Genomic DNA, 17,052 nt, shown 5'->3' with positions numbered 1-17,052 from the left:
TCTTTTTATTTTCTTGTCCAGCAATCCATTACGTGGTCATTAACCATACCAGTGGCTTGCATGTGCGCATACATAACTGTTGAGCCTACAAATTTGAATCCGCGTTTTTTCATGTCTTTACTCAAAGCGTCGGAAATCGGGGTTGTGGCTTTTACTTCGCTTAAGGTTTTGGGGTGGTTGTCAATTGGTTTTCCATCAACAAATCCCCAAATATATTTAGAAAAAGTCCCAAATTCTTCCTGTACTTTTATAAAAGCTTGTGCATTAGTAACTGTTGCTTTAATCTTTAATTTATTTCGGATAATTCCTGCATCTTCTGCTAATTCCGCTATTTTGTCTTCCGAATAATTCGCAATTTTTTTCAAATCAAAATTATCAAATGCTTTTCTGAAGTTTTCTCTTTTGGCTAAAACAGTATACCAACTTAATCCTGCTTGAAATGTTTCTAAAATCAAAAATTCGAATATTGTTTCATCATCATAAACTGGTTTTCCCCATTCGTTATCGTGATAATTGCGGTATAAATCATCTTTTTCGCACCAAGCGCATCGTTGTTTAGTTTCCATGTTTTTCTGCTCCTAAATAGTTGTCAATTAAATAATGTCCGAGATAGATCAAAGGCGTTAAACAAATAGCAATTCCTAGTTTAACTGAATATCCTGTAAATGCAGATGCTACAAAGGTTTTGCTGTCTATTTTTCCAGGCAACCAAAAGGCAATTCCCAAAACAATAAAACTATCAAATAATTGTGAAATTACAGTTGAACCGGTACTTCTTAACCAAAGCATTTTCTTTCCGGTTCGGTTTTTTACAAAATGGAAAATGGTGACGTCAATTAATTGTGATACCAAAAACGCTGTAATACTTCCCACAATAATCCACATACTCTGACCAAAAACCGCATTAAATTGTTCGTCAGAAATTAAGCCATCTCCTTTTACTGCTGGAATTTGAAGTCCGATTAGTAAAAGAAAAAAAGTATAAGCAATTAATCCTGCTGTAATGAAAGACAGTTTTTTTACGCCTTTTTCACCAAAATATTCGTTGATTAAGTCGGTTGTGATGAATACAATGGGCCAAGGTAAAATACCTAAACTCATTACGGTATTTCCAACATGAATTAATTTCCCGCCAATTAACTCTGCTACTAAGGCGTTCGTGATAAAAATACCTGCTAATACTACGTATATGATGTCTTTTTTTCTATGAAACATTAGTATTCATCAGCATATTCGTTCATATAATTTTTCATTTGATCTTTTAGTTTTCCGTAGGAAACTCTAATGTGATTATCGTTCAACGATTCATCAATCATCGTATTTTGTAACGAACTAATTTCTTTTTCTTCTAAATATGTTTTTGAAGTTAGTTTGTAATATCCTTTAATATTTATTTTCGAACCTTCTGTTATAAAAGCAATTCCGGTAAGTTGTTCTTTGTTTGTTTGATACGAATCTTCTTCAATATTAATTCGTTTGAAAAAATAATAAACGATTTTTTTATTGTTGAATTTGATTTCTTTCGTATCATAAAACACCAAAGAATCTTTTTTTGCATCAATTTCTTCCGAATAAACTATAGCAGAAACAGCAATATCTTTTGCGTCAATTTTTTCAAATTGTTCATTTTGTTTCGCATGATTTAACATCAAATAACCAATAAATTGCGATTTCGGATTTGAAATTACTTTGTTGATTGTTTTTGCTTCGATTGATTTACTTTTTTCTAATTCAAGTTCGGCTAAAGCAATGTCTAATTCATCAATGTTTAAATTGCTTCCTTTTTCGAAAAGTTGTTGCACTTCTTTTTCATTTTTAAACGGATACAAAATATGTGCATAGCTTAAAAAATCATTAATAGGCGCATAATCTTCCTCATCATAATAATCTTCTTCGTCTTTATCTTTAATGTTTTGCTTATTTTTCCAACTTGATAATCGCTTGAATTCTAATTTAGCATTGGTTAAAATCATTTTTTTGTATGACTTTAATTTTTTCGAATTACCTAAATTTGCTTGAACTAATTTGTATGTAAAACTCACAATTGGTTCATGATATTCTTTAATGCTGTAATATTGGAAAATTTCAGGAAAAAGCACTTGACTGTTTTCTAAATCCTCTTCAAAATATTCAAACAAGCCTGAAATTTCATATTCATTATCAGAAATTGGCAAATCATATTCCAACAATTCTTTAATTTTTAGATAACCTTCTTTAGTTTTTTGAGAAGATAAAGCTCTTAAAACAGCAAACTGAATTACCGTATTTACATTTTCTTTTTTGTAGATTTTTTCTAAATAGTCAATGGTATTTTCTGATTTTATTCGACCAATTTTTTCATACAATTCGCCTAGAATTTCAGTTTCATCTTCATTGAATTTAAAGGTGTTTAAGAAGGTTTTTATCTTTGGTAAATCTTTCTCTTCCAATTTTAAATAATGAATAGATTTTAGTGCAGAATAACGAATGCTGTCGTGTTTGCTTCTTACATCGTTTAAAAAAATATCGACTTTATTTTCAAAAACATTTTCCCCATTTTCAGAAGTAACTTGTAATGAATTGAACGTTTTTTCAACAAAAGCATCTTCGTTTTTATAGTTTTTGTCTACCAATGTTTTCAGTTCGTAAACTTTTCCATTGTTAAACACTAATTTGTGTTTTGTTGCTTGGTTAGAATTCGGTTTAGAAACTAAAGCTTCAAAAATATGCGAATTGGTAGCTTTGTCAACTGATATTTTTTCTGAAATAATAGCTAATTCATTGTCTTTTTTAGTTCCAAATAAAATAGTTTGCCAATCGGTAAGGTGATATTCATCAAATTCATTTTCGATTTCATTTGTTGGTATATCAACTACTTCAATTACTTCTTCTGGTAATTCTTCATCAACGACATCGGTTGATTTTTCTTTTTTTGTAATTCTTGCGCGGTAATTTTTCCAGATTGAATCTATGCTTTTTTCAGATTCATATTTGTGGTATTTGTAGTAAGCCAATTCTATAAATGAACCGTTACTGCCTAAAAATTGATAATTTTTTGATTTTGAAACAAAATGATTTTTCTTTTTTAAACCTACAGAATAATCTTTATCAACTACAAAATCTAAATGTTCGTTTTGTTTTTCTGGAATTTCAATGCTTAAATTGGTAACCGAATCTACAAAAGTTCTATATTTTTCAGTACTAATTGAAGGTTTCAATTTAAACGAATCAAAGAATTTTTTTGAATTATCTTTTGATGCATTAATTGTGCCTAATAAATAGTATTTGTTTCCTTTTAAAATGGATTGTAAAGCAATTTCCTTGTCTTCAAATTTTGATTCGGAAGTAAAAACAAAACGTTTTTTATCAAAACTTGTATTGGTTGAATCAATGTCGTGTTGGTTGTAAAATTCTTTATGAATACGTTTTAATTCAAATTCAGAATTTTCTAGATTATCTACTTCTTGCAGCGTTTTTTCAATTAAAAAATAGTGTGCTTTTTGAGAATTATCTAACCCAAAAATAGACATATCTGCATTGTCTTTTTCATTGGCTTTATTTCCCTTGTATGCATAATAACTTGGAAATTGAATCTCAAAATTGCCTTTTCTTGGTAAGATTGTTTCCCAGTTTTCTTTGCTGTCTTTTAGAACAATTTTTGGAAAAATTTCGTCTTCAAATTTTCTAACATAATCGCCTTCACCACCCATAATTACGGTAATAATTTCTAGTGGAGTAATGTAATATCTATAACGTTGTGCGTTGCCTGTTTTGGTTTTGTTTTTAATATCGTAAACCCAATAATTTTTTTCTTGATAGGCTTTTTTCTCTAAAATTTCACCCGGAATATTTTCATAAAATAAACTATCAAGCGTTTTCGGATTAAAAGGTTTGTTGTTTTTGTTTAAAAAGTCTTTCAGTAGATTACGTTTTACATTGATAAAACCGCCATTTGCTAAATCTGGTGATTCTAAATCTTCTCCGTTTTCTAAAACTATTTCAAAAAGAGGTAACGAAATTACACCATCTGCAGTTGTTTTTGTTGTTAATTCTGGTTTTATGAAATATTCTTCGATTTGTTTTTTGGCAGATTTTCCTTTTTCTGTATAAGCATCAAAAATAGGTTTTACGGTATATCCTTTTTTGCGAAGTAATTCAATAACGCCTTTATCACCTGGAAGATGCGCTGCACCAATTGCACTAAACAAACTTCCTGTTTTCATGATTGAATCCATGTTTTTAACCATTTCTATATTTCGGTCAAAAAGCATGGCTTTTAGATAACTTTGAGGCGAACTCAAAATCGTTAAAGAATCGATCATATCTAAATCTTTTTCACGATAAAAATCGGTCAAAGCGTCATTGTATGATTTGTTTTTTAATATTTTTAAAATGGCTTGACGGTTTTTGTCAACTTCTTTTTGGTCCATGTTAGCCTGCGCTTTCATGATGTTTATGGTTGATGTTTTTACATCTTCTAAACCGACTGTTTTTTTGTTAAATTTTCTTCCGGTTCTATAAATAAACATGTCCAAATACGTTTCTTCTTGGTATTCTTTATTGTTTTCATTTGTTCGGGTAAGTAAGCTTACTAAATTATAATTACTACTTCTAAAAAGTGCATATAAATCTTCTTTTTCTAACGGATTAATGTAGAAGTTGGTGTAAAACGAACCGTTATTTGCATACTGATAATAAAAACTGAACATGTCAAAAAGTGATGTCCAAGTTCTTGGTTCGCTTTCATTTGCTACGATGTCTGCTTTTTGTAAATGTGTAAAAAAAGCATCAGATAAATGATACGAAATTTTATCGCTCACATGCATTGAACCATATACATATGATTTTTTTTGCAAGCCATTACCGCTAATTTCCCACAGTAAACTTTGGTATTTTTTTTCTTGAGCAAAAAGTAATGATGTGCCACACAGCACCAAAAGGAAGAAATATTTTTTCAAGGAGATAACTTTTATTCGTTTACCCCAAATATACATTTTTTTGGAAATAAAAAAACCTTAATTCCTGTTAAAGAATTAAGGTTTTAAGTATGTGTTTTATAAAGAATTATCCTAAAGCAACTCTGCTAAATCCAGTAACTATTAAGTTAGCATCAACAGATTTGATGTAAGCAGCAACGCTCATAGAACCATCTTTAATGTAATCTTGGTTTACTAAAGTATTGTCTTTGTAAAAACGTTGAATTTTACCTTTAGAAATGTTATCTAACATTGCTTCTGGTTTACCTTCAGCTCTTAATTGCTCTTTAGCAATTTCGATTTCTTTTTCAATGATTGCAGCATCAACACCAGCTTCGTTTAAAGCAATTGGGTTCATTGCAGCAGCTTGCATTGCAACGTTTTTAGCAGCTTCGTCAGCACCAGCAACATTAGCAGATAAAGCTACTAAAGTAGCAATTTTACCAGCGTGGATATACGATCCAACAAAAGCGCCTTCTAATCTTTCAAAAGCACCGATTTCGATTTTTTCTCCAATAACTCCAGTTTGCTCGATTAATTTCTCAGCAACAGTGATTCCACCGAAATCAGAAGCTAATAATTCTTCTTTAGTAGCATAGTTTAATGCTTGGTTAGCTAAATCTGTAGCTAATTTTACGAAAGATTCGTTTTTACCTACGAAGTCAGTTTCACAGTTTAATGTAATTGCTACACCAGCTGTTTTGTCAGCATTGATAACAGCAATAGCAGCACCTTCAGTAGATTCTCTATCAGAACGGTTAGCAGCTACTTTTTGACCTTTTTTTCTTAAGTTTTCGATAGCTAAATCGAAATCTCCTTCTGCTTCCACTAATGCTTTTTTACAATCCATCATTCCAGCACCAGTGATAGTTCTTAATTTATTTACGTCTGCAGCAGTAATATTTGCCATTTTGTATGTTTTTTATTTGTTGTTTATAAAAGTAAAAATTCCAATTACTAAATCCCAAATTCCAATTTTACTAAATTGCTAACTAAAAGTTACAACAAGTTTGGAATTTGGAATTTAATTCTTGGAATTAATTGATTTATGCTTCAGTTTCAGTAGCAGGAGCTTCAGTAGCTTCTACTTCTTTAGCTGGTAATTCATCTTTTTCAACTTTTCTATCAGAAAGACCTTCTACTAATGCAGCAGATACTAAAGATAAAATTTTATCGATTGATTTAGAAGCATCGTCATTTGCAGGGATAACGAAATCAATTGGACGTGGATCCGAATTCGTATCAACCATTGCGAAAACTGGAATGTTTAATTTTTGAGCTTCTTTAATCGCGATATGCTCAGCTTTAACGTCTACTACAAAAAGAGCTGCTGGAAGTCTAGACATGTCAGCAATAGAACCTAAGTTTTTCTCTAATTTTGCACGTAAACGATCTACTTGCAATCTTTCTTTTTTAGATAAAGTCATGAAAGTACCGTCTTTCTTCATTCTATCAATAGAAGCCATTTTCTTAACAGCTTTACGGATAGTTACGAAGTTAGTTAACATACCACCAGGCCATCTTTCAGTGATGTAAGGCATGTTACAAGCTGCTGCTTTTTCAGCAACGATATCTTTCGCTTGTTTTTTGGTAGCAACGAATAATACTTTTCTACCAGATGCAGCAATTTTTTTCAAAGCTTCGTTAGCTTCTTCAATTTTAGCTGCAGTTTTATATAAGTTAATGATATGAATACCATTACGCTCCATATAAATGTAAGGAGCCATGTTTGGATCCCATTTACGAGTCATGTGTCCGAAATGTACACCTGCTTCTAATAACTCTTTAACGTCAATTTTGTTTGCCATTGTGTAATAGTTTACGTTCCGTGATTAGCAATTTTCAAGTAGTCACTTGCGTTGGTCTTGAAAATTTAGATGCTAAACTAATTCCCTTTTTACAAGGAATATCGACAACTTTGTTTTTAATTCAATTTTAATTGTAAAAATGTATCTGAAAAAATATTCTGATAAATATCGAATATTAACGTTTCGAGAATTGGAATCTCTTACGTGCTTTTTTCTGACCGAATTTTTTACGTTCAACCATTCTAGGATCTCTTGTTAATAATCCTTCTGGTTTAAGGATAGCTCTGTTTTCAGCCTCAACTTCACACATTGCTCTAGCAATAGCCATTCTCACAGCTTCTGCTTGTCCTGTTGAACCACCACCATATACGTTTACTTTAACGTCAAAGTTTGATGCATTTTCTGTCATAGACATTGGTTGCATAACTTTGTACTGTAAAGTTGCAGTTGGGAAGTAGTTAGTGAATTCTCTTTTGTTTACAGTGATTTTTCCTGTTCCTTCTGAAACATAAACACGTGCAACAGCGCATTTTCTTCTACCGATTTTGTGAATAACTCCCATTACTTAAGATCGTTTAGGTTAACGGTTTTAGGTGTTTGAGCAGCATGTTTGTGCTCAGAACCTACATATACATTTAAATTACGGAATAATTCAGCACCTAATTTGTTTTTAGGTAACATTCCTTTGATAGCTTTTTCTACTAATAATGCAGGATTTTTCTGTTGCATTACTTTAGCAGTTAAAGTTCTTTGACCTCCTGGGTAACCTGTGTGTCTGATGTACGTTTTGTCATCTAACTTGTTACCAGTAAGGTTGATTTTTTCTGCGTTGATAACAATTACGTTATCCCCACAATCAACGTGCGGTGTATAACTTGGCTTGTATTTACCTCTTAAAAGCATTGCTACTTTTGTAGATAAACGACCTAAGTTATGCCCTTCAGCGTCCACAACAATCCACTGCTTGTCTGCAGTTGCTTTGTTGGCTGATACTGTTTTGTAGCTTAATGTGTTCACAATAATTAATTTAAATTAAACATTCCATTCCCAATAAAGGGAGTGCAAAAGTACAATTATTTATTAGAATTACAAATAGCCAACTAAAAAATATTTTTATTGTCAAATTAGGGTTGTAAAAATTATTGTTAATATGTTTTTTAGGTATAAAGTGTTAAATTTCAAATAGTTTTCTTACTTTTAAAAATAACTTTAAAATTATTAACTATGGAATTTTTGTATTTTTTACTTATTGGGGCAGTATCCGGTTGGTTAGCTGGTCAATTATGGAAAGGTTCTGGTTTTGGATTAATTGGTAACATTATTGCTGGAATTTTAGGTGGTTTTGTTGGCGGTTATCTTGCTGGAAAGTTGGGAATTGGTGGCGGAGGCTTGCTTTGGCAAATACTTATTGCTGCTTGTGGCGCTTGGTTGTTGTTGTTTATTGTTAGTTTAATTAAAAAGTAACAATTTTTAATCTGTAATCCACCATAATCCCCTAACATGGTGGTATTTTATTATATTTGTTTTTATAATCGAAATAATAAATGAAAGCAAAAGCAACTCTAAAAAAAATAGCCCTCGAATTTGGCGTATCAATATCTACTGTTTCTAAAGCATTAAGTGATAGCCCAGAAATCAGTGAAGCTACCAAGATAAAAATTCAAGAGTATGCTGCTTTGCAAAATTATAAACCGAATAGTATTGCTAAGAATTTAAAAAATCAGCGTACTAATACTATAGGTGTAATTATTCCTAATATTCTAAATCCATTTTTTGCGAAAGTTTTCAGTGGTATTGAGAAAGAAGCTTTGGTAAAAGGCTATAATGTGATTACCGGAATTTCAAACGAATCTTTAAATAAAGAGCAACAAGTTATGGATATGCTCAACAATGGAACTATTGATGGTTTTGTTGTGGCTATTGCTGAAGAAACGCAATCCTTAAAAGAATACAAACATTTTAAAGATATTATGAATAGCGGAACACCTATCGTTATGTTTGATAGAGTAGCCGATGGTATCAATTGCGATAAAGTAGTGGTAGATGATTTTGATTCAGCTTATGATGCTACTTCACATTTGATAAAATTAGGAAGTGAAAAAATTGCCTTGCTTTCTACGATTCAAAATTTAAGTGTTGGGAAATTACGATTAGATGGATATAAAAAAGCCTTAACTGATGCAAATGTCCCAATTGATGAAAACCTGATTATTCAAGAAACTTCTATTGAAGATTTCGATGTAAAATTGCAAGACTTGATTTCATCTAAAAAGATGGATGCTGTTTTTGCATTAGACGAACACAGTTCCACCATGACAATGCGAATGGCGCTCAAACAAGGAATCAAAATTCCAGAAGAATTGAATATTATTGGTTTTGCAGATGGCGTTTGGTCAAGGCGATTGACTCCGAGTTTGTCAACGGTTAGTCAACACGCGCCAGAAATTGGTGCAAAAGCAGCCGAATTGTTAATTCATAAACTCAATTCTAAAGACGAGTTTTATCAACCGCAAACTGTTGTGATTAAAACAGAGTTGCGTCAGAGAGAGTCTACAAGAAAGTTGTAGTTTACTCTTTAATAAAGTTGAATTTCGTTCCGCCCTGATTTAGTATAAAAGAGTTGTCTCCGAAAACCATTTCAATTCCGGCAGCTGCAAAAACAAAAGTTGTTTTTTCTTTAAATGTTAGTGGAAATGCACCTTGTCCAGTTGCTTGAGCAAATAATTCGCCATTCTTTTCAGAAACGGAAATTTTTAAAGGAATTTCTTTTGAAGCATAAGTTCCAGTAAATTTTGCTAATTCTGCCTTATCCATTTTCATAAACTGCGGGAATGGAAACGGCATTTTGTAGTAAATACTTAGGATTCCTATGATGATATCGTTTTGCACAAAATTATCGCCATTCGAAATTATTGAAAAACTCATTTTTTCAGTTGGATAATAACCCAACATCGAACTGAAATTCTCAATTCTTCCACCATGACCATAAAAGCGTCTTTCGCCAAAAGGAAACTGAATCAAAGCTTTTCCGTAACCTTCTTTAATTTCTTTCATTTGGTTTAAAGAAGTTGGGTTAACTAATTTTCCATTGAAAAGTGCATAAATAAACTTCGTTAAATCAGCTGGAGTTGAAGTAATTCCACCAGAAGAAAATGCTATTGAATTATGATTTTCATACGATTTCACCCAATTGGTTCCATCAAAATAATAGGAATAACTTTCTTTGTTTGCCGTATTTGTTGTTTCTTCTTTATAATATGTAGTTGGAACGAACACTTTATTAGTAACAGCACCTTTAGCTGTCATTTCAGTTTTACTTTCGTAAGTTCCTAGCTCAGCTTTTTTTACAATTCGATTTTCTAGGTTTTCAGCGTATGATTTTTTTGTCAACTTTTCGATAACACAACCTAAAATAAAATAATTTGAATTGCTGTATTCATATTTACTTCCAGGCTCAAAATTCGATTTATAAGTTGTAATTACTTTTAAAATATCTTCTTTTGAATGTTTTTTGTCAATTACTTTATGAAATGTTGAATCTTGGTTAATAAAATCCACAATTCCGGTTCTATGATGTAATAAATCATAAATCGAGATCTTTTCAGCATTTGGCATTTTTGGATAAAAACGATTCAATTTGGTTTGAAGTGTCAATTTTTTCTCTTCAATCAATTGCATTACCATTACAGCTGTGAAAGTTTTAGAAATCGAACCTATTTTATAACGCGTTAAACGATCGGCTTTGATGTTCTTTTCTATATCGGCAAAACCATACGCTTTATTGAAAACCACATTTTCACCTTCGCGAATGGTTAATGAACCCATGAATTTGTTGTTTTCGTACAAATAGTTTAATAAACTATCCATTTTAGTGAATTTATCTTGAGCAAAAGTGAAACTCGAAAAAGCGAATATAAAAAGAAGTAATTTTTTCATAATATTTTCTGTTTTTCTAATTAGTAGTTGAGATTTTATTTTGTTACTGATTTTTGATTTTTTTGAATTCCAAATACGAATATACAATTGGAACAATAGTAATAACGGCAGTAATTCCTAAAAAAGTATACAATTGCATTTCGTTTGGTAACAAAAATGTCAACGCCATTAAAAGTCCGCCAATGAACCATAGTTTTCCGCCTAGTACATGTGTTTTTTTCCAAACTTCTTCATTTTCTAATGTCCAAGGTGTTTTGATACCAATAAAATAATTTGGTTTTATGGTTTTGAAATAATTACCTAAGAAAGCAAAAAGCAAGCCAATAATTGCAAATACAAAGCCTGGATTACTGCTTTTTTGTTGTACACTATACAAAATAAAAACCGCTAAACCCGACATGAATAAAGTAAGAATCATTCGTAAATTATTCAGTTTGTTGCCCATGTTTTGTAATTTTTGCTTTGGATCAACATAAGGAATAATTAGAAAAACAAAATAGGTGATTCCAACCAACATGCATAACATGGCAACTAGTTCTTTTTTATCGCCATAACGATCAATTTCTCCGGCGCCATTCCAATGCATTGGAACTTTTTCTGGTAAACGATTCCAAATGTAAATTAGATAAACAAAAGGAATTAATGCAATTGCTAAAAACGGAATTTCTTTTTTAAACTTCTCCATACTTTATTTTTTTAGAGTAATAATCCATTGTAAAATATCGTCAACAATTGTAGTGTTTAAAGAATAGACTACAAATTGTCCTTTTTTCTCGCTCGTGACTAAATCGGCACGTTTTAAAATATCCAAATGATGCGAAATACTGGGTTTTGAAATATGAAATTGGTCCGCAATATCACCAGCCGTCATTTCCTGTTTGCGCAGCAATTCCAGAATATCTCTTCTGGTTTCGTCGTTTAAGGCTTTGAAAATTGCGTTCATATTAATTTATATATTTAGACAAATATCTAAATATTATTTGAAATGGCAAAATGATTTCAAAAAAAATAAACCCGATAGGTTTTGAAACGTATCGGGTTTGATGTTATATAATTTGATTTCTCCTTCGTCGAAATGACAAAACTAATCCATCTGCCAACTGTTACTGTCCACTGACCACTTTCCTAATGCGCTTCCAACCAATTTTTACCCAATCCAATTTCCACATCTAACGGAACTGCCATTTTAAAAGCGTTTTCCATTTCGTGTTTAATCATCGGTTGAATTTTTTCTAATTCGGAGTTGTGCACGTCAAACACTAATTCGTCGTGTACTTGCAATAGCATTTTTGATTTCCAGTTTTCAGCCGTCAGTTTTTTGTGAATATTAATCATCGCAATTTTGATAATATCCGCAGCCGAACCTTGAATTGGCGCATTCACCGCATTTCGTTCCGCACCGCCACGAACAATGGCGTTGGCTGAGTTGATGTCTTTCAAATAACGTCTTCTTCCTGAAATGGTTTCCACATAACCGTTTTCTCTAGCAAAATCGACTTGCGAAGTCATAAACGATTTTAATTTTGGATACGTTTGATAATAGGCTTCAATTAATTCTGCACTTTCTTTTCGAGATAAGTTGGTTTGGTTACTCAACCCAAAAGCCGAAACACCATAAATAATTCCGAAGTTTACAGTTTTAGCATGACTTCTTTGCTCTTTTGATACTTCGTCTAAAGGCACATTGAACACTTTTGCAGCGGTACTTTTGTGAATGTCTTCGTGATTTTGAAACGCTTTAATCATGTTTTCTTCCCCACACAAAGCGGCAATGATTCGCAATTCAATTTGAGAATAATCGGCAGAAAGTAAGGTGTAATTTTCATCGCGAGCAATGAACGCCTTTCTAATTTGTCTTCCTCTTTCGGTACGAATAGGAATGTTTTGTAAATTCGGATTATTTGAACTCAAACGACCTGTAGCGGCAACCGTTTGCATATAATCGGTATGCACTCTTCCTGTTTTTTTATCGACTTGATTTGGTAAAGCATCAATATAAGTGCTTTGCAATTTCACCATTTGACGCCATTCTAAAATATCGCGCACAATTTGATGTTCGTTTGCCAAATAACTCAACACTTCTTCGCCAGTAGCATATTGACCCGTTTTGGTTTTCTTTTGTTTCGCACCACCAATTTTTAGTTTTTCGAATAAAATATCGCCCAACTGTTTTGGAGAAGCCAAATTGAATTTCTCACCAGCGGTTTCATAAATTTGTTGTTCAAACGCATCGATTTCTTTTTGCATATCAACCGACATACTTTTTAGAAATTCTACATCCAAACGAATGCCTTCTTTTTCCATATCAGCTAAAACAGGAACTAGCGGAATTTCGATTTCGTCAAACAATTTTTTCGTGCCTACTTTTTCTAAAATCGGTTGGAAATGTTCTTTTAATTGGAAGGTAATATCGGCATCTTCAGTTGCATATTCTTTAATATCTTCCAAAGGAACATCGCGCATCGACAATTGATTTTTGCCTTTTTTACCAATTAAAGTTTCAATTGATTTTGGTGCATATTTCAAATAGGTTTCCGACAAAACATCCATATTATGACGCATATCAGGATTAATCAAATAATGCGCAATCATGGTGTCAAATAATTTTCCTTTGACTTGCATGTTGTAGTTCGAAAGAATTTTCAAGTCGTATTTCATGTTCTGACCGATTTTTTCGATGTTCTCATTTTCGAAGAATGGTCGGAATTTTTCAATTAATGTTTGTGCTTCTTCCTGATTTTCTGGAAACGGAACATAAAATCCTTTTCCTTTTTCGAAAGAGAATGACATTCCCACTAATTCGGCATTCAAAGCATCAATTCCAGTAGTTTCGGTATCAAAACAAACCGAAGTTTGATTTAATAAATTCTGTAATAACAACTTTACAGGCAAATCACCTTGAATAATTTGGTAAAAATGCGTGGTATTTTCTAACGTTGCATAATACGAATGATTCGCTGTTGGTTCGTCCGATTCGTCACTAAAACCAAACAAATCAAATTGGTCCTCGTTTGATTTTTTTACTGGAGCTTTTTTAGTTGGTTGCGGAATTTCAGAAGTATTTCCGTTGGCATCAATTTCATCGTATTCTTTCCCAGAACCAAATAACTTATCAAACTGCGCTTTCATTTGACGGAATTCTAATTCCTGAAACAAGGCATCAGTTTTCTCCACATCGGGTTTTGATAATTCGTAATCCTGGGCATCAAATGTCACGGGACAATCGAGTAGGATAGTGGCTAGTTTTTTGGATAAAAGGCCTAATTCTTTATTGGCTTCAATTTTTTCTTTCATCGCACCTTTTAGCTGATGCGTATTGGCTAATAAATTTTCTAAAGTACCATATTCTGCTAAGAATTTTTTAGCTGTTTTTTCACCCACACCCGGTAATCCAGGAATATTATCGGCAGAATCACCCATCATTCCTAAAAAATCAATTACTTGGTCTGGACGTTCGATTTCAAATTTTGCTAAGACTTCAGGAATTCCCCAAATCTCAATATCGTTCCCCATTCGGGCGGGTTTATACATAAAGATATTTTCCGAAACCAATTGTGCAAAATCCTTATCAGGCGTTACCATAAACACTTGAAAGCCCTCTTTTTCGGCTTGTTTGGCTAATGTTCCAATTAAATCATCGGCTTCAAAACCTGCTTTTTCAATAATTGGAATATGCATGGCGCGCAATAATTCTTGAATGTACGGAACCGCAATTTTAATCGCTTCTGGCGTTTCGTCACGGTGCGCTTTGTATTCTTGATACATTTCAAAACGATAATCGCTTCCGCCTTTATCAAAAGCCACCGCTAAATGATCAGGTTTTTCACGCTTAATTACATCCATCAAAGAATTCATAAATCCCATAATGGCAGAAGTATCCATTCCTTTCGAATTGATACGAGGATTTTTTATAAAAGCATAATACCCACGAAAAATAAGCGCGTAAGCATCAAGAAGGAAAAGGCGTTTTTGTGACATTGTTCAGAATTTTCATTAAAAATGTAAAAGTACAATTCTTTGCTTAAAAAAACTTTGTTAAAATTCATTTAATGCAGCATCAATTTGTCTAACTTGTTCCTTACTTTGCAAAAAAAAAGAGCTAATGATTCGTTGGATTGTTTTTTTAGTATTTGTTATCATTCTGGAAATCTATGCTTTTCAGGCGTTTAAGACTTTGATAAAATCGAAGTGGTTTTTTATTTTCTATTATGTAACATCTGCAATCGCTTTATTTTATATTGTTTACCAATTGTATCATTTTGATAGAAGTGTGGGGCAAACTCCAAAAACCATGATGACTATGGGTTTGTTGTTGTTGTTATATGTGCCAAAATTATTATTGACCATCATATTATTTGGAGAAGATATTATTCGTTTTTTTGCTGGATTATTTGGTGTGATAACAAAAAGTGGTTCTGAGAGTTTTTTGCCAGAAAGAAGACGTTTTGTGAGTCAGATTGCTTTGGGAATAGCTGCTATTCCGTTTGCTTCATTTTTATATGGAATTACCATTGGGAAATACAATTACAAAGTAATCAAACAAACCTTGTTTTTTCCTGATTTGCCAGATGCTTTTGACGGAACTACGATTACTCACATTTCAGATATTCACAGTGGAAGTTTTGATGATGCCGAGAAAATTAAGTATGCGATTGATTTAATTAATGAGCAAAATTCAGATATGGTTTTGTTTACAGGCGATATTGTAAATACGCACGCTACTGAAATGGATCCTTGGATTGATACGTTTAAAGGAATTCATAATCCGAAATTTGGGAAATTCTCTATTTTAGGAAATCACGATTATGGCGAATACATAGATTGGAAATCGCAAACTGAAAAACAAGCTAATTTTGAAGGAATAAAAGCAATTCATGATAAAATTGATTTTAAATTGTTGTTGAATGAACATGTGAAAATCAAAAAAGGTAATCAGGAATTAGCAATTGTAGGAGTTGAAAACTGGGGAAGAAAATTTGGTGAGCGTGGCGATTTGAATTTAGCTTCGAAAGGTTTAACGAAAGAAGATTTCAAAATTGTAATGAGTCACGATCCAAGTCATTGGGATGAGAAAATTCAGCACGATGACAATCATTATCATTTAACACTTTCGGGTCATACACATGGATTCCAATTTGGGATAGAAATTCCGGGTTGGGTAAAATGGAGTCCAGTACAATACGTTTATAAACAATGGGCTGGATTGTATGAAAATGCGGGAAGATATATTTATGTAAATCGTGGTTTTGGTTTCCATGCTTACCCAGGTAGAGTAGGTATTATGCCCGAAATTACGGTTATTGAACTAAAAAAAGGAGAAAAAGTAGCGTAATTCAGTAAAAATGCTACATTTGTATATTATTTTCGTGTGAAAATTAATTTTTTTGATACTAATAAATTCAATTTATGTCAAAATTTGGAGAACTTATCGATGCTCAAGTACCTGTACTAATCGATTTCTTTACAGAGTGGAATGAACCTTCAGTAGCTATGAATGAAGTAATTCGTCATGTAGCTGCTGCTTTAGGAGACAAAGCGCGTGTAATTAAAATTGATGTGGATAAAAATCAGGAATTAGCCGAAGCACTTCGTATTAAAGGCTTACCTACTTTAATGATTTATAAAGAAGGTCAAATGGTATGGAGACAAAGCGGTGAACTTGATGCGAATACATTAATTTCCTTGGTGCAAGAACAGGCCTAAGAAATTACATCAAAAACAAACCCCTTATTTTTTAAAATTTGTATTGCTTTTGGTAATGCATATTTCAGATTTTTTTCTGCTTTTAGGCTATCGTGAAATACGATAATGCTTCCTTGTTCTGTATTTGAAATTACATTTTCTAAGCATTCTTCTGCTGAAATGGTTGAGTCAAAATCATAACTCAAAACATCCCACATAATTATTTTGTAGCCTAATTGCCTAATTGTTTTTGATTGACTTGGTTTTATTTTTCCGTAAGGAGGACGAAATAAAAATGAGTGTTCAGTGTTCAGTTTTAAGTGTTCAGTTTCACATAATTTAAAATTCTCTAAATAGCTTTTTGTGTTGGTTTTCCAGCCATTTAGATGGTTGAAGGTGTGATTTCCGGTTTGATGACCTTCAGATAGAATTCTTTTGTAAACTTCTGGATGCTTTTTGATATTATCACCAATACAAAAGAATGTAGCTTTTATTTCTTCTGATTTTAAAAGATCTAAAACCCATTCGGTTACATCTGGAATTGGGCCATCATCAAAAGTTAAATAGATTTTTTTGTCTGAATTTGGAATATCCCAAACCAGATTATTGAAAATCTTTTTAATCCCTTTATTTGTTTTTACCCAATTGAAGTTCATCTTGTAAAATTAGTA

The 17,052-nt window shown here is 32.3% G+C and carries 16 protein-coding genes; 4 read left to right on the top strand and 12 right to left on the bottom strand.

Going from position 1 to position 17,052, the window contains the following annotated elements; genetic code table 11:
- Positions 1–5: 5 nt before the first annotated feature.
- The 7 genes from M9Q43_RS00360 to rplM form a co-directional block, all read right to left on the bottom strand.
- Positions 6–566 (bottom strand): DNA-3-methyladenine glycosylase I, encoded by a 561-nt coding sequence (locus M9Q43_RS00360; RefSeq protein ID WP_262317007.1) that lies wholly within the window; start codon positions 564–566, stop codon positions 6–8.
- On the bottom strand, positions 556–1,215 hold the full coding sequence (locus M9Q43_RS00355) for a queuosine precursor transporter (protein ID WP_262317006.1): 660 nt from the start codon (positions 1,213–1,215) through the stop codon (positions 556–558). The genes M9Q43_RS00360 and M9Q43_RS00355 overlap by 11 nt, the downstream gene beginning before the upstream one ends.
- Complete coding sequence (locus tag M9Q43_RS00350; RefSeq protein WP_262317005.1) at positions 1,215–4,937, bottom strand: TraB/GumN family protein; 3,723 nt, start codon at positions 4,935–4,937, stop codon at positions 1,215–1,217. Before M9Q43_RS00350 ends, M9Q43_RS00355 begins: the two co-directional genes overlap by 1 nt.
- A gap of 106 nt (positions 4,938–5,043) precedes the next feature.
- Complete coding sequence (tsf, locus tag M9Q43_RS00345; RefSeq protein ID WP_262317004.1) at positions 5,044–5,865, bottom strand: translation elongation factor Ts; 822 nt, start codon at positions 5,863–5,865, stop codon at positions 5,044–5,046.
- A gap of 136 nt (positions 5,866–6,001) precedes the next feature.
- A complete protein-coding gene (gene rpsB / locus M9Q43_RS00340; RefSeq protein WP_041124303.1) occupies positions 6,002–6,763 on the bottom strand; it encodes a 30S ribosomal protein S2 in 762 nt (253 codons plus the stop codon).
- Positions 6,764–6,938: 175 nt separating this feature from the next.
- Complete coding sequence (gene rpsI / locus M9Q43_RS00335; RefSeq protein ID WP_008256015.1) at positions 6,939–7,325, bottom strand: 30S ribosomal protein S9; 387 nt, start codon at positions 7,323–7,325, stop codon at positions 6,939–6,941.
- Positions 7,325–7,780 carry a 50S ribosomal protein L13 gene (rplM, locus tag M9Q43_RS00330; protein ID WP_133608466.1) on the bottom strand — a complete coding sequence of 152 codons (456 nt, stop codon included), beginning with the start codon at positions 7,778–7,780 and terminating at the stop codon, positions 7,325–7,327. The genes rpsI and rplM overlap by 1 nt, the downstream gene beginning before the upstream one ends.
- A 207-nt stretch (positions 7,781–7,987) precedes the next feature.
- Here rplM and M9Q43_RS00325 point away from each other — a divergent pair, with 207 nt between their 5' ends.
- Positions 7,988–8,227, top strand: coding sequence for a GlsB/YeaQ/YmgE family stress response membrane protein (locus M9Q43_RS00325; RefSeq protein WP_262317003.1), 240 nt, complete (start codon positions 7,988–7,990; stop codon positions 8,225–8,227).
- Between the two features lie 80 nt (positions 8,228–8,307).
- Positions 8,308–9,330: a LacI family DNA-binding transcriptional regulator gene (locus M9Q43_RS00320; RefSeq protein ID WP_262317002.1), complete on the top strand. Its 1,023-nt coding sequence runs from the start codon at positions 8,308–8,310 to the stop codon at positions 9,328–9,330.
- A gap of 1 nt (position 9,331) precedes the next feature.
- Here the strand turns inward: M9Q43_RS00320 and M9Q43_RS00315 are convergent, their stop codons facing one another.
- The 4 genes from M9Q43_RS00315 to polA all read right to left on the bottom strand — a co-directional run bounded on the left by M9Q43_RS00315 (position 9,332) and on the right by polA (position 14,677).
- Positions 9,332–10,699 carry a serine hydrolase domain-containing protein gene (locus M9Q43_RS00315; protein ID WP_262317001.1) on the bottom strand — a complete coding sequence of 456 codons (1,368 nt, stop codon included), beginning with the start codon at positions 10,697–10,699 and terminating at the stop codon, positions 9,332–9,334.
- 43 nt (positions 10,700–10,742) lie between these two features.
- The gene (locus M9Q43_RS00310; RefSeq protein WP_262317000.1) at positions 10,743–11,384 is read right to left on the bottom strand and encodes an SdpI family protein; all 642 of its coding nucleotides are present in this window, start codon (positions 11,382–11,384) and stop codon (positions 10,743–10,745) included.
- A gap of 3 nt (positions 11,385–11,387) precedes the next feature.
- On the bottom strand, positions 11,388–11,642 hold the full coding sequence (locus M9Q43_RS00305) for an autorepressor SdpR family transcription factor (RefSeq protein ID WP_008256034.1): 255 nt from the start codon (positions 11,640–11,642) through the stop codon (positions 11,388–11,390).
- A 182-nt stretch (positions 11,643–11,824) separates the two neighbouring features.
- The gene (gene polA, locus M9Q43_RS00300; protein ID WP_262316999.1) at positions 11,825–14,677 is read right to left on the bottom strand and encodes a DNA polymerase I; all 2,853 of its coding nucleotides are present in this window, start codon (positions 14,675–14,677) and stop codon (positions 11,825–11,827) included.
- 124 nt (positions 14,678–14,801) lie between these two features.
- Here polA and M9Q43_RS00295 point away from each other — a divergent pair, with 124 nt between their 5' ends.
- A complete protein-coding gene (locus tag M9Q43_RS00295; protein WP_262316998.1) occupies positions 14,802–16,031 on the top strand; it encodes a metallophosphoesterase in 1,230 nt (409 codons plus the stop codon).
- Positions 16,032–16,105: 74 nt separating this feature from the next.
- Complete coding sequence (locus M9Q43_RS00290; RefSeq protein WP_026724375.1) at positions 16,106–16,402, top strand: thioredoxin family protein; 297 nt, start codon at positions 16,106–16,108, stop codon at positions 16,400–16,402.
- Here the strand turns inward: M9Q43_RS00290 and M9Q43_RS00285 are convergent.
- Entirely contained in the window at positions 16,399–17,037 is a 639-nt protein-coding gene (locus tag M9Q43_RS00285; RefSeq protein ID WP_262316997.1) for a polysaccharide deacetylase family protein, read from the bottom strand. The genes M9Q43_RS00290 and M9Q43_RS00285 overlap by 4 nt on opposite strands.
- Positions 17,038–17,052 lie beyond the last annotated feature (15 nt).

Origin of the sequence: Flavobacterium odoriferum (assembly GCF_025499515.1) — a bacterium.
Taxonomy (GTDB): Bacteria; Bacteroidota; Bacteroidia; order Flavobacteriales; family Flavobacteriaceae; genus Flavobacterium; species Flavobacterium odoriferum.
This window is presented reverse-complemented; position numbering and strand designations above follow the sequence as displayed.